The organism is Pseudoalteromonas sp. RWi3, from assembly GCF_054960735.1.
This window is the reverse complement of record NZ_JBHNYL010000011.1, coordinates 102045-115400: the sequence shown is the minus strand read 5'-3', so window position 1 is coordinate 115400 and position 13356 is coordinate 102045. Positions and strand designations below refer to the sequence as shown.

12 protein-coding genes are annotated in these 13356 nt (G+C 41.0%); 6 read left to right on the top strand and 6 right to left on the bottom strand.

Annotated features, from left to right (window positions below):
- Nucleotides 1-159 precede the first annotated feature (159 nt).
- On the top strand, nucleotides 160-546 hold the full coding sequence (locus ACFI4Z_RS14305) for a hypothetical protein (protein WP_462671166.1): 387 nt from the start codon (nucleotides 160-162) through the stop codon (nucleotides 544-546).
- Between the two features lie 451 nt (nucleotides 547-997).
- Nucleotides 998-1333, top strand: coding sequence for a hypothetical protein (locus tag ACFI4Z_RS14300; RefSeq protein WP_462671165.1), 336 nt, complete (start codon nucleotides 998-1000; stop codon nucleotides 1331-1333).
- A 323-nt stretch (nucleotides 1334-1656) separates the two neighbouring features.
- Here the strand turns inward: ACFI4Z_RS14300 and ACFI4Z_RS14295 are convergent, their stop codons facing one another.
- From ACFI4Z_RS14295 to priA, 5 genes are all read right to left on the bottom strand, one after another.
- The gene (locus tag ACFI4Z_RS14295) at nucleotides 1657-2031 is read right to left on the bottom strand and encodes a gamma-butyrobetaine hydroxylase family protein (protein WP_462671164.1); all 375 of its coding nucleotides are present in this window, start codon (nucleotides 2029-2031) and stop codon (nucleotides 1657-1659) included.
- A gap of 65 nt (nucleotides 2032-2096) precedes the next feature.
- Nucleotides 2097-3425, bottom strand: a complete 1329-nt coding sequence (hslU, locus tag ACFI4Z_RS14290) for an HslU--HslV peptidase ATPase subunit (protein WP_462671163.1) — start codon at nucleotides 3423-3425, stop codon at nucleotides 2097-2099.
- A gap of 11 nt (nucleotides 3426-3436) precedes the next feature.
- A complete protein-coding gene (hslV, locus tag ACFI4Z_RS14285; RefSeq protein ID WP_099295373.1) occupies nucleotides 3437-3955 on the bottom strand; it encodes an ATP-dependent protease subunit HslV in 519 nt (172 codons plus the stop codon).
- Between the two features lie 80 nt (nucleotides 3956-4035).
- Nucleotides 4036-4566 carry an SPOR domain-containing protein gene (locus ACFI4Z_RS14280; protein WP_058560889.1) on the bottom strand — a complete coding sequence of 177 codons (531 nt, stop codon included), beginning with the start codon at nucleotides 4564-4566 and terminating at the stop codon, nucleotides 4036-4038.
- 20 nt (nucleotides 4567-4586) lie between these two features.
- Nucleotides 4587-6773, bottom strand: coding sequence for a primosomal protein N' (gene priA, locus ACFI4Z_RS14275; RefSeq protein WP_462671162.1), 2187 nt, complete (start codon nucleotides 6771-6773; stop codon nucleotides 4587-4589).
- 232 nt (nucleotides 6774-7005) lie between these two features.
- Here priA and rpmE point away from each other — a divergent pair, with 232 nt between their 5' ends.
- Together rpmE and ACFI4Z_RS14265 are read left to right on the top strand one after the other, a co-directional pair.
- Nucleotides 7006-7218 carry a 50S ribosomal protein L31 gene (gene rpmE / locus ACFI4Z_RS14270; RefSeq protein WP_087532649.1) on the top strand — a complete coding sequence of 71 codons (213 nt, stop codon included), beginning with the start codon at nucleotides 7006-7008 and terminating at the stop codon, nucleotides 7216-7218.
- Nucleotides 7219-7825: 607 nt separating this feature from the next.
- Entirely contained in the window at nucleotides 7826-9067 is a 1242-nt protein-coding gene (locus ACFI4Z_RS14265) for a malic enzyme-like NAD(P)-binding protein (protein ID WP_099295370.1), read from the top strand.
- Between the two features lie 86 nt (nucleotides 9068-9153).
- On the opposite strand, the gene metJ is transcribed toward ACFI4Z_RS14265, so the two are convergent.
- On the bottom strand, nucleotides 9154-9474 hold the full coding sequence (metJ, locus tag ACFI4Z_RS14260) for a met regulon transcriptional regulator MetJ (protein ID WP_058560893.1): 321 nt from the start codon (nucleotides 9472-9474) through the stop codon (nucleotides 9154-9156).
- A gap of 237 nt (nucleotides 9475-9711) precedes the next feature.
- Here metJ and metB point away from each other — a divergent pair, with 237 nt between their 5' ends.
- Both metB and metL read left to right on the top strand, forming a co-directional pair.
- Complete coding sequence (gene metB / locus ACFI4Z_RS14255) at nucleotides 9712-10974, top strand: cystathionine gamma-synthase (protein ID WP_462671161.1); 1263 nt, start codon at nucleotides 9712-9714, stop codon at nucleotides 10972-10974.
- A 5-nt stretch (nucleotides 10975-10979) separates the two neighbouring features.
- On the top strand, nucleotides 10980-13325 hold the full coding sequence (gene metL / locus ACFI4Z_RS14250; protein WP_462671160.1) for a bifunctional aspartate kinase/homoserine dehydrogenase II: 2346 nt from the start codon (nucleotides 10980-10982) through the stop codon (nucleotides 13323-13325).
- The last annotated feature ends 31 nt before the right edge of the window (nucleotides 13326-13356 follow it).

The window sequence follows — 13356 nt, the reverse complement described above, 5'->3', positions numbered from 1 at the left end:
TTGCTTGAAGCTTATGGCTTTTTTGTTTGTACTCTTTTCTATTTTTAAGTTAAAGGTTACTCTCAGTTCTATTCCTCGTCGATAAACCAGTTAATTGGAGCCTCATTGCTAAAGTGTAATCAGTGTGCGGTTAAAAAAGACTTCAAAGTACATTTTTGGATGTCAAAAATAGATATGATTGGATTTATCTTTCTTAGCATTTGTTTAGCTATACCCATTGGAATTATGGCTTTCTTAGCCGAGGAATCGCAAAGTTTTGCTCGTTTTATTGCTTTTGCAGTTCTCATTTTTGCAGCAATTAAAAAACACGAAAAAGTAGTTATACTTTTAATGGTTGAGCTTGTCATTGATTGGGCTCTTGAACAGGCTGGAATGTATGAGTTTAGCTTAATGATTGTGACGGCATTTTTGCTTACCTTTATAAAGCTTGGTAGCAAAATATATGGTTTCTTTTTCCTATGTGTAAATTATAAATTTGATTTAGACCTCTTTTGCCCAAGATGTAATAAAACGTATAAAAAAGTTAGGCTGCCAGAAAGCAAGTAATAGCTAATCTAAAGTGATGATATAGTCGATGCTACTCAAGTGGTGAGTCAAGATGTGGCGACTAATAAAGAAGATTTAGTTAACAAACTACTTACTAAAAAATCAAACACTAATGAGTTTAATTGCTCAGGTAAGTAGCATATGCACTTGAGAAAATAGCGATTGCTTAAATGTTAAATATTTGGTTTGATAATGGGGACGAAATAAACACTGAGCAATGCAGGGATAGCTTAGAGACGATAGGCACGCCAATGAAATTGGCTTGATTAGCTTAGTTCATAAAAAGCCTTTCTATATACTTAAGTCCATAGCATAAACAACACCCACTCTGACACACCGAGCAGGTAGCGCCTCAGTTCAAAAAGCGGCACTGCAATACAAATAGCGTGTCGCATAAATACTAAAATGTTATGCACTTCTCTGTCAGAGGGCTTAGCAAAAAGGAAAACTCATGGAACAAGTTTTAATTCGTGTTAACCAACCAACTATCACTCTTAATAGAGCCATACTTTTGGTTTTTGCATCTTTACTGATGGTATTAATTAGTATTTATCTATTTTCAGTTTCGCTAGAATCACCTTTGGCAACCAAGTATTCAGGTTATGACCTTAGTAACCTAAACATAAAATTAGTGTCTATTTTTTCATGCATATCGCTGCCTTTAGCATTACTAGCTGTCAGTCAAATCCTTATAAAATACCGTGGTGTTCATGGTGGGGTGTGGGCATTCTTCTGGGGCTCAGCGATAATGTTTCTTGCTCAAGCACCTTTAGTTATATTGCCGTAATTGGTTCGGTAAACGCTAGAAGTGTATAACAAGCGCATTAAGTGACGGGACTGCTAAGGTTTGGCTCGGTTTCGCTTCGTTACACAACTTTAGCCAAACATTATCAGCCTCTTGTGCGGGCGTTACTAATGTTCAAAGACTATATTGGTACAAACGCGGTTGTTTGATTTGATTGAAGTTCACTAATTTGACAAAGTTTGATAAGACTACTTTATGGCTCGGCAAACCTAGAACCTTCTCATTAAATTTCGCAGCTTCATAATTGCAATTTACGTATTTAACTTTAACGCCGAGCAACTTAAAGCTTACCGCTCGCAGCTAATTCAAGGCACAAACTTTATCGGTACGCTGTCTTTACTGGCTTGATGCTCTGCGACGCGTTGCTGATATGTTTGCCATAACTCATCATGCTTAGCTTGAAGGTGTGAGAAGTAGCTCCAGCTGAATAAGCCGCTGTTGTGGTTGTCGTCGAAGATGAGCCTAATTGCATAATGACCAACAGGTTCTATTTTGCTGATGCCAACCTGTGATTTACCCAAAACGAGTTTCATAGGCTCATTGCCATGGCCTTGTACTTCGGCAGAGGGGGAGTGAACACGTAAAAACTCACTGCTAAAGGTGCATGTTGAGTCGTCATCAAAATAGACGTCGAGGGTTTTGCTAACGCTGTGGTAATGAACTTTTATAACTTGTTTCATGGCTAAACTCATAGGACAATAAAAAGGCCTCCAATTGGAGGCCTTAAGTATACATTAAACCGCTGTTAAAGAATAAAGCGGCTTAAGTCTTCATCTTCAACCAGTGCACCTAAATGTTTTTCAACATAAGCGGCGTCAATCACTAGGTTTGAACCTGCTTGCTCTGATGCATCAAACGAAATTTCTTCCATTAGCTTTTCCATTACAGTATGTAAGCGACGAGCACCGATATTTTCAGTCTTTTCGTTTACCTGCCAAGCGGCTTTTGCAATACGCTCAATAGCATCATCGGCAAACTCTATATTCACTTTCTCAGTTTTAAGAAGTTCGCGTTGCTGCTCTGTAAGTGACGCATGAGGTTCAGTAAGAATACGCTTAAAGTCATCCGCTGTTAGTGCTTCTAATTCAACACGAATAGGTAAGCGACCTTGCAGCTCTGGGATCATGTCAGATGGTTTTGACATTTGGAATGCACCAGAGGCTATAAATAGCATATGGTCGGTTTTAACCATGCCGTGTTTAGTGTTTACTGTTGAACCTTCAATTAGCGGCAGTAAGTCGCGTTGTACGCCTTCTCGGCTTACGTCTGGGCCTGATGACTCGCCACGCTTACAGATTTTGTCTATCTCATCGATAAACACAATACCGTTTTGCTCAACCGCAAAGATAGCTTGCTCTTTAAGTTCTTCAGGGTTTACTAATTTAGCCGCTTCTTCTTCGGCTAATAGTTTAAAAGCTTCTTTAATTTTTAGCTTGCGCTTGGTCTTTTTATCAGAAGACATGTTTTGGAACATGCTCTGCAGCTGGTTGGTCATTTCTTCCATACCAGGAGGCGACATGATCTCAACATTAGGTTGCCCTTGAGCAACATCAATATCAATTTCTTTGTCGTCTAATTGGCCTTCGCGAAGCTTTTTACGAAATGTTTGGCGCGTTGATGAATTTTCATCACGCTGACTTTCGCCATAAGAGTCTTTTGCTGGTGGCAAGAGTGCATCTAAAATGCGTTCTTCTGCTGCTTCTTCAGCGCGGTGCTTAAACTTTTTAGTTTGCTGTTCGCGCGTCATTTTAATCGACACATCGACTAAATCACGAATGATGGTTTCAACTTCTTTACCGACATAACCCACTTCGGTGAATTTAGTGGCTTCAACTTTAATAAATGGCGCGTTAGCAAGTTTTGCTAAGCGACGTGCAATTTCAGTTTTACCAACACCAGTAGGGCCAATCATTAAGATGTTTTTAGGGGTAACTTCAGCACGTAAGTCGTCGTTTAATTGCATACGGCGCCAGCGATTACGAAGCGCAATAGAGACGGCTTTTTTTGCTTTTGCTTGGCCAATGATATGTTGGTCAAGTTCATGAACGATTTCTCTTGGAGTCATAGCAGACATAGCGGTTCCTATTACAATTCTTCGATAGTTTGGAAGTTATTTGTGAATACGCAAATATCGCCTGCTATAGTAAGGCTTTTTTCTACGATATCACGGGCACTTAGGTCGGTGTTCTCAAGTAACGCAGTTGCGGCTGATTGCGCAAAGTTACCACCGCTACCAATAGCGATTAGGTCATTTTCAGGCTGCACGACATCGCCGTTACCTGTAATAATCAATGATGCGGTTTCATCGGCAACCGCCAGCAAGGCTTCGAGCTTTCGAAGAGCACGGTCACTACGCCAGTCTTTGGCCATTTCAACGGCTGCCTTGGTGAGGTTACCTTGGTGCATTTCAAGTTTGCTTTCAAAACGTTCGAATAGGGTAAAGGCATCAGCAGTACCGCCAGCAAAACCAGCGATTACTTTGCCGTTATAAAGGCGTCGAACTTTACGGGCATTGCCCTTCATTACGGTGTTACCAAGTGAAACTTGGCCATCGCCACCAATGACGACTTTATCGTCGCGACGTACACTTACAATAGTGGTCATGTTATTCCTCATCATCGAGCCGCAGGGGCGACTCGTAAAAAACGATTGATGAGGAGTTAATATGGGTTAATGGATTAAAATCAAGTCCAAAGCCAAATTCCACAACCCATTATTTTGCTGCGCTTGAGTTTGTTTTTGTCGCTTTCAGCTAAACGCTTTGTTTTATAAGGGCCTAAGCGCACTTTATACCAAATGCCATTGGTACCTGTGGTTTCGCGGATCTCTGCAATTAGGCCCGCAAACGCAATTTTTGCTTTGAGGGTTTCGGCTTGAGCATGGGTTCTAAATGATCCACACTGCATAACATAGGGACCCTTTTGTTCAAGCTCTTTTACTTCAACTTGTACTTCATGCTCTTTTATTTCTTTGATAAATTCAGGCGGCCGCGGTTTTGCAGGTTCAACCTTTTCAATCTTTTTAGTTGGATTCGCTTGTTGCTCAACCAGTTTAGGGTCGGCATTGGTTTTGACATACCAAAGGCCAAAACAAAATCCGCCCACTAACACCAGAGTCACAAGGACTAATAAAATAGGAAAAGGCTTCTTTGGTGGTGGTTGTTTTTTACTGTTGCGGTTACCCGGCTTTTTATTAATAAAATCGTGTTGTGCCATGTGTGTTTAAAGCTCTAACCTTAAATCATATCGATTGGGTCGACATCTAAACTCCAGCGCACTTTTTGTGCTAATTTACTGGTGCTTAAATAATCTATCATTTGCGCGAGATATTGATGTAATTGTTGACGATCAAGCGCTTGAATATGTAATTGAAAACGGTATTTTCCTGCTATCTTTTCAAGTGGTGCAGGAATTGGACCCAGCAATTGTATACCACTTACACCTTGCACTGGAACTAAATCAGTTAAAAAATCCACCACCTGTTTTACGTTATGTCCTTGGGCGCGAACAATTGCCATATTAGTGATTGGGGGAAGCTCTGCATCTTCACGCTCTTGCAAAGCAAAGCGGGCAAAGTCTTGGTAACCGTTGTTGACCAAGTCTTGCAATAGTGGATGCTCAGGAAAGTGCGTTTGTAATAAAACGTGGCCGGGCTCTCCGCTTCGACCTGCGCGTCCTGCAACTTGTGTAACCAATTGAGCCAAATGTTCAGTAGCACGAAAATCACAGGAATAAAGGCCGCTGTCTACATCTAAAATAAGCACTAAGCTTACATCTGGGAAATGGTGGCCTTTAGCGAGCATTTGCGTACCCACTAAAATTCGTGCGCCGCCTTGGTTTATATCATCAAGGGCTTTTTCTAAGCTGCCTTTACGGCGAGTTGAGTCGCGGTCAATACGACTAATGGGGATATCGGCAAATTCACTTGTTAAAAACTCTTCTATTTGTTCGGTGCCTTTACCATTTGGAAATATTTGTGTGCTGCCACAGTCGGGGCATTGGTGTGGTACACGTTCTTGTTCGCCGCAGTGATGGCAAATCATTTGTCCTATAGCTTTATGAAACGTAGCGCTGGTACTGCAACGCGAGCATTCACTGAGCCAACCACATTCATGGCAAATCAGCGTAGGTGAAAAGCCACGGCGATTTAAAAACACCATTACTTGCTTGCCGCGGTTTAAATGCTGGCGCATGGTAGCAAGGCTTGCATGGGCAATGCCTGCTTGATCCGGCTGACCTTTCATATCTAACAGCTGAAATTTATTGTCTGTACTGGTTTGTGCGCGCTGCGTTAGGCTTAACAGTTGGTACTTACCATTGATTGCTTTGTGTAGAGTCTCTAGTGCGGGCGTTGCAGAACCTAATACTAATGGGATTTTATGCTGATAAGCACGATACGCTGCTAAGTCTCTAGCATGGTAGCGTAAGGTATCTTGCTGTTTGAATGAGCTATCGTGTTCTTCATCAACAATAATCATACCGAGTTTTAAAAAAGGCAAAAATATACTTGATCGAGTACCTATAACAATAGCGCAACCAGCTTTTTCGCAAAAGCGCCACGTTTGTAAGCGCTCGTTATCGGTTAGGGCTGAATGCCAAAGCATGATTGGGGTATCAACAAAGCGGCGGCGAAAGCGGTTAACGGTTTGTGGTGTTAAGCCAATCTCAGGTACCAGTACCAGTGCTTGCTCGCCCCGTTTTAGTACTTCTTCTAGGCATTGTAAGTAAACTTCGGTTTTGCCACTGCCGGTTACGCCTTCAAGTAAGAAGCTATTAAAACCTGAGCTTTGGTTGATTGAAGTGCAGGCAACGGCTTGCTCTTTGTTTAATACAGGTTTAGCACCAATTTGTGGTGCTTGTTGTTGCCATTGATTATCATGCTCGATTGTTTGACTGATCAGTTCTTTATTTATCAGGCTATCTATCGTTTTCTTACTAAAGCCCAGGGCTTTTAATTCAGTGAGTGAGGACTTTCCTGATTCGGCTAATTGCTTTAATAGTCCTTGTTGGCTTTTGGCTTTTAAAGACGGGAGCTTGGCGCCTTTTTCAGTTAAGGCGACCATGTTAATACTGCTCTTATCAGGGCATTCACCTTGGCGTAATGCGCCAGGTAACGCTATATGTATTGTTTCGCCCAATGGGTAACAATAATAACGAGCAGTAAAGCGCAATAAATCAAGATGTTGAGCAGACAAAATAGGCTTATCATCAATCACCTCTAAGAGTGCTTTAATCTTATCGGCGGGGACGTTTGTATTGTTTTTTAGTGCTAGTACTACAGCGACTTTTTTTTGATTACCAAATGGCACAATAACCCGCGAACCGACTTTCGGTGTGCCCGATAAACCATTAAGTTGTTCCGGTAGGCTGTAATCAAAAGTACGCTGTAGCGGGACTTTTATAGCAACTTCAACAAAACTCATAGCAACTCAACAATAACCAACAAGACAGCTAATGTACTAAAGTTACGATAAAAAACCTATCAGCAAATAAGCCGATTAAAGCTTTTGCTCATTTTATTAGCAAAAAATGCATTTAAAGCTTGTAGCGGGCGGGGTTGTTGCTTAAAATACGCGTCCAATTATTTTGATTTAAACGACGTATGGTGCCAGACTTCGGGTTTGGAGAGCGATGCGGCCTTAACTAGAGGTTTCTATGAAAGAAGGTATTCACCCTAAGTACGAAGTAATTTCAGCAACGTGTTCATGCGGAAATAAATTCGAAACAAGTTCTACTTTGTGTAAAGACATCCACTTAGACGTATGTTCTGCGTGTCACCCGTTTTACACTGGTAAGCAAAAGATTCTAGACACAGGTGGCCGTGTTGATCGCTTTAACAAGCGTTTCGGTTCACTTAGCAGCAAGTAATTTCTGCTTTTGTGTCGAGAAAAGCACCTTAGGGTGCTTTTTTTGTGCCTGTAATAAAGGAGCGCTGCTTTCGGTTGCCTTTATTTAAAACCGCAGCTTAAATTCAGCAAATATTCCATTCTGTACGGCTTTGTTGCCACCCTCAGCTGCACTTCGTATTTATTTTAGTTCTTTAAGTATTTCTAGTTTTTATAATGAATATAGTTTTAGACCAACAGACAAACTGTTTTTTATTCACTATATTGATTAAATAATACAACGTTTAATAATACCTTTTGTAACTAAAAGAAGCTAAATCATGGTGATTTGTTGTTATCGTCGGGAAATGTTCGTAATAAGCGCATTATTACAACCTAGTTGACGAATATTGGATATTTATTCAATTTAAGCTGGGTTTTTTGATGCTTTACTGATGTTTTAAAGATGGGTTTTTAGAATTATTTGCTAAAAATGCTGACAAAACGCATAAAATTAACTGATATAGCATATAACAGGATAGACCTGATATTGCTTGAATTTAATTATAATATCGGTATTGTTCTCAATTAAAGATATAGAACTGCTCTCTCACACTTAATTTAACTTACTTGCAGGATAAAATCGCGTTATGTCAGACTTTCGTGAACAAGCACTACATTACCATGCCCACCCCGTTCCAGGAAAAATCAGCATTGAACTTACTAAGCCAGCTGAAACCGCTAAAGATCTCGCTTTAGCATACAGCCCTGGTGTTGCTGAACCTGTTCGTGAAATTGCAGCGGATCCCGCTAATGCTTATAAGTATACAGGTAAAGGCAACATGGTTGCTGTTATCACAAATGGCACAGCAATATTAGGCCTAGGCAATTTAGGCCCTTTGGCTTCAAAACCGGTTATGGAAGGAAAAGCGTTGTTATTTAAACGCTTTGCTGGCTTGGATTCAATTGATATTGAAGTAAAGCATCGCACGACTGAAGATTTTATTAATACCGTGGCTAATATTGCTGATACGTTTGGTGGCATTAATCTTGAAGATATTAAAGCACCTGAGTGTTTTGAGATTGAAAAAGCACTGATTGAGCGCTGTAGCATCCCAGTATTTCATGACGACCAGCACGGTACTGCGATTGTTACGGCCGCAGGTATGATCAATGCTTTAGAAGTTCAAGGAAAAAACATTGAAGATGCGATCATTGTTTGTTTAGGCGCAGGCGCAGCTGCAGTAGCATGTATGGAGCTATTAATTAAATGTGGCGCGCTTCGTGAGCACATTTATATGCTTGACCGTAAAGGCGTAATTCACACGCGTCGTGATGATCTTAATGAATATAAACAATTGTTCGCGAACAACACTGATAAGCGTACTTTACAAGACGTTATTGCTGATGCTGATGTATTTGTAGGTGTGTCAGGGCCAAACTTATTAGCGCCTGAAGATTTAAAGCTAATGGCTGATAAGCCAGTGATTTTTGCTTGCTCTAACCCAGATCCTGAAATTAATCCGGCACTAGCTCACGGTGCTCGTAGCGATCTTATTATGGCGACAGGTCGTTCTGATTACCCGAACCAAGTTAATAATGTTTTATGTTTCCCATTTATTTTCCGCGGTGCGCTTGATGTTCGTGCAAGCCAAATCAATGATGAAATGAAAATTGCAGCGGTAGATGCTATTCGCAGTATTGCAAAAGAGCCTGTTCCTGCTGAAGTACTAACTGCTGCAGGTGTTGATAAATTAGAATTTGGCCCTGAGTATATTATTCCAAAACCAATGGATCCGCGTTTATTACCGCGTATTGCTAAAGCAGTAGCGCAAGCGGCGATTGATTCAGGTGTTGCGCAAATCGATATGCCTGAAAACTATATGGCTTAGGTTGAAACGATCTGACAATAAAAAACCTCAGTAACTTACGCTACTGAGGTTTTTTTGTATCCAATTCCTGAAGGCAGGAATGTAGCTTAATCTTCGTTAAGAATAGGTACTTCAAGCCCCATCTCAAGCATGATTTTCTTCACTTCTTCAGGTACTTTCTCTGGATTGTCTTTACGTAAGTCGTCGTCATTAGGTAACGGCTGGCCAGTAAACGCATGTAAAAATGCTTCACAAAGCAATTCACTGTTGGTTGCGTGTCTTAAATTATTAATTTGACGACGCGTGCGCTCATCCGTTAAAACTTTAAGCACGTTGAGTGGAATAGATACGGTGATCTTTTTCACTTGTTCTGATTTTTTACCGTGTTCTGCATATGGGTGAATATATTCACCATTCCATTTAGCCATAAGAAGTATCGTTGCCTCAGGTTATTAATTGTTTGCATCGCCGAGTTGCTTTGCAAAGATGCGGGAAATTCTATCGTTTTAAAAAAGATAGTCAAACACTTGTTATTTAGCCATCTAGCTCGCTAAGTTTCTTTACTTCTATAAATGTAAGGTCTGTACCATAAATTCTTTGACTTATGTGAGTTGATCATCTAACCTTTTAGACGTCTAAACATCCATTTAATTGTAGGTGACGTTATGAGTCAAAAAAACAAAGCAACTATCGCGGTACGAAAAGGCATCGACGCTGATAAACATCATGGTGCAGTTGTGCCTCCTCTACATCTATCAACGACCTATTCATTTGCTGATTTTGATACAAAACGTCAATACGATTATGGCCGCAGCGGCAACCCAAACCGTGATATTTTAGCGGAAACTCTGGCTGAGCTTGAAGGTGGCGCTAAGGGGATTATTACAGCCACAGGTATGTCGGCAGTGCATTTAGCGACTCAGTTACTTAATAGTGATGATACTTTAGTCATTCCTCATGACTGTTATGGCGGCAGCTACCGTTTATTTACTTCGCTTGAGAAGCGTGGTTTATTAAAATTGGTGGTGTTAGATTTAACCAAAGCTGAGAACCACCAGAAGATCCTTGAAATTAAACCTAAATTAATTTGGATTGAAACACCGAGTAATCCAATTTTACGGCTAACGGATATTAAAGCGATTACTGCGATTGCTAAACAGTGCGGTGCGCTTGTTGGCGCTGATAACACCTTTTTATCGCCGGCTTTACAAAATCCGATTGAATTTGGTGTAGATATTGTTGTGCATTCGACCACTAAATATATCAATGGTCACTCAGATGTTGTGGGCGGTGCTGTAATTGCAGCTAATCAAGAGCTAGGCGATGAACTGGCATGGTGGGCTAATAATATTGGTATTACCGGCGCGCCGTTTGATAGTTACTTAACGTTGCGAGGCTTGCGTACGTTAAATGTACGTTTGCGTCAGCATCAAGAAAATGCATTTGTTATAGCGCAGTATTTAGAAGATTCACCTTATGTAAGCCAAGTTTATTATCCTGGCCTTGAATCGCACCCGCAACACGAATTAGCAAAACAGCAACAACGCGGTTTTGGTGGCATGGTAAGTTTTGATATTAAAGGCGATTTAAATGACGCCGCAGCCTTTTTAACAAGCCTAGAAGAATTTAGCTTAGCGGAGTCGTTAGGTGGCGTTGAAAGTTTAATTTGCCACCCTGCTACCATGACTCATGCAGGTATGGATGCTACAGCACGTTTAGAGGCGGGTGTCGGCGATACACTAATTCGTATTTCAGTCGGTATTGAAGATGTTAAAGATTTAGTTGCTGATCTAGAGCGCGTATTTAATAAAGTAAAGCCGGGTCAGGGCAATGTGAACACAGCGACTCAAAAAGTAGGACAATCAGTTCAGCAAGATGAACAATCAAGCTCATTTAAACTAACGCCTGCACATACGGCATTGTGGTAAGAATAATGGTTAATATAGTACATAAATTTGGTGGTTCGAGCTTAAGTTCGCCAGAGCGTTATCAAGCAGTCGCAAATATAATTTTAGCTAATAGCGAAGTGGGTGATTGCGTTGTTGTTTCTGCTGCAGGCAAAACAACGAATACTTTGGTTAAGTTGTGGCAAAGTTACCAGCAGGGCGATCTACAAGCTGTTAGCGATATTTTATTATTGTTAGATAATCACCAGCGAACCTTGATTGAGCAGCTACTAACTGCGCAAGTAAAACAGCAGGCTCTTAGCTTATTACAGCAAGAGTTGGCAATATTGGCTGAACAAGCAAAGCAGCAGTCCTTGGCTGAATCAGCATTGCTTGCTCATGGTGAAGTATGGTCTGCGAGATTACTTGCAAGTTACTTACAGCAATTAGGCTTAGCTGCAAAAGATATTGATGCGCGTCAACTCTTTACCTTAAACGATGGGCAGTTACTGCATCAAAAGAATCAACAAGCCTGTATCGATTTAATAACCAAGCAGCATATTAATGTGGTTACAGGTTTTATTGCCAGTGACTGCCAAGGTGAAACCATTACTCTAGGGCGTAATGGCAGTGATTACAGTGCTACACTATTAGGCAGTTATTGCCATGCGCAGCAAGTGTCTATTTGGACCGATACCCAAGGCGTATTTAGCACAGACCCCCGTAAGGTAAATAAAGCGCTTAAATATTCAAAAGTGTGTCGTGGTCAAGCAAATTTATTAGCACGCCTAGGCAACCCAGTTTTACATGCCAAAACATTATCACCGTTAAAAAATACAGATATAAAGCTGGTTGTACGCAGTAGTTTTGATACTGAAGCCAGCGCCACAGAAATAGTGAAAGAAGGTTACAGTAAAGCTAAGCGCTTTATTACCACGCTAGAGAATATTGATTTACTGCGAGTTGACCAGCTCAATGCCGGTGAAGTTGGGCAACTGAGTCAGTTGATTCAACACAGCCTGCATCACTTTGTTAAGCAGGGCGATACTTATTTATTAGTGCCAGGTGATGCGACGCACCAAGTTGTAAGCCAATTACAAGGGCGTGCTAATATTATTGAGTCAAACTTACATGGTTGCGCTATTGTTGCGCCAAGTAACGATATAGCTCATTTATCTTTACAGGCTTCCACCTTGCTTAGTGAGCAAAGTCTAGCGCCACGCTTTAGTCACCAAGATACTGATTATGCTTTGCTATTAACCGATCAGGCAATTGATAGTGACGTATTAACGTTATTACACGATAAGTTAATCAATAAAGGCCAAGAGCTTGCAGTGATAATTGCTGGCTTAGGGAATGTTGGCGAAGTGTTTATCGAGCAGCTATCACAACAGCTAAATCGATTAGAGCAGCATTTTAGCGTGAAGTTGGTGGGTTTATTACGTTCTCAACAAATGCTATTTAGCCCAAGTGGCATTAGCTTAGAGCAATGGCAAACACAATGGGATAACGAAGCTGCTGATTATCAGCAAGCTGATTTATTAACGCATATAAGTGAACTTGATTACGAACACAAAGTGGTGATTGATATTACTGCCAGTGAATCATTTAGTTTACTTTATCCTGATTTTGTTAATTTAGACTGTAATTTGATCAGTGCTAATAAATACGCAGGCACAGCTGATAATGATTGGTATCAAGCATTGCGCCAAAATCTAGCTGAACGTAATTTATTATGGCGCTATAACACCTCTGTTGGCGCAGGTTTACCGGTTAACTTTGCTTTAGCAGATTTACAAAATAGCGGCGACAAAATTACGCGCATTGAAGGGGTGTTCTCTGGTACGCTATCGTGGCTATGCAGTAGCTATGATGGCAGCGTGCCGTTTTCAGATTTAGTATTGCAGGCGCAACAAATGGGTTTTACAGAGCCTGATCCGCGTGAAGACTTATCTGGCCGTGATATGCAGCGTAAGTTGCTTATTCTAGCGCGTGAGTTAGGTTTAACGTTAGAGTTAGATGATATTGACTTAACAGCTCTGATGCCTGAGCAATTAGCGCAAGGTGATTGGCAGTCGTTTTTAGATAACAAACAACAGCTAGACAGCTTTATTGCTGATAAAGCCACGCAGGCGAGTGAGCAGGGTAAAGTGCTGCGCTATACGGGCGCTTTGTCACTTGCTGATAATAAAGTCACAGCGCAAGTTGGACTGGCATATGCCACTCAAGGTGATGCGTTAGCTAATTTAACACCGGGTGATAATATCTTTGTCATAAACAGCCAGTGGTACAGTGATAATGCGTTGGTAATACAAGGTCCTGGTGCAGGTAAAGAAGTCACCGCAGCAGGCGTGCATTCTGATTTATATTGGTTAATACAGAATTTAAAATAAAAAATATGCAATAAAAAAGCGCCAATTATGG

Bases quoted from the DNA above. Each gene is read 5' to 3' on its own strand.
- metJ (WP_058560893.1), bottom strand. From the start codon at position 9,474: ATGGCTAAATGGAATGGTGAATATATTCACCCATATGCAGAACACGGT.
- metB (WP_462671161.1), top strand. From the start codon at position 9,712: ATGAGTCAAAAAAACAAAGCAACTATCGCGGTACGAAAAGGCATCGAC.
- hslV (WP_099295373.1), bottom strand. From the start codon at position 3,955: ATGACCACTATTGTAAGTGTACGTCGCGACGATAAAGTCGTCATTGGT.
- ACFI4Z_RS14280 (WP_058560889.1), bottom strand. From the start codon at position 4,566: ATGGCACAACACGATTTTATTAATAAAAAGCCGGGTAACCGCAACAGT.
- hslU (WP_462671163.1), bottom strand. From the start codon at position 3,425: ATGTCTGCTATGACTCCAAGAGAAATCGTTCATGAACTTGACCAACAT.
- ACFI4Z_RS14305 (WP_462671166.1), top strand. From the start codon at position 160: ATGTCAAAAATAGATATGATTGGATTTATCTTTCTTAGCATTTGTTTA.
- metL (WP_462671160.1), top strand. From the start codon at position 10,980: ATGGTTAATATAGTACATAAATTTGGTGGTTCGAGCTTAAGTTCGCCA.
- ACFI4Z_RS14265 (WP_099295370.1), top strand. From the start codon at position 7,826: ATGTCAGACTTTCGTGAACAAGCACTACATTACCATGCCCACCCCGTT.
- priA (WP_462671162.1), bottom strand. From the start codon at position 6,773: ATGAGTTTTGTTGAAGTTGCTATAAAAGTCCCGCTACAGCGTACTTTT.
- rpmE (WP_087532649.1), top strand. From the start codon at position 7,006: ATGAAAGAAGGTATTCACCCTAAGTACGAAGTAATTTCAGCAACGTGT.
- ACFI4Z_RS14295 (WP_462671164.1), bottom strand. From the start codon at position 2,031: ATGAAACAAGTTATAAAAGTTCATTACCACAGCGTTAGCAAAACCCTC.
- ACFI4Z_RS14300 (WP_462671165.1), top strand. From the start codon at position 998: ATGGAACAAGTTTTAATTCGTGTTAACCAACCAACTATCACTCTTAAT.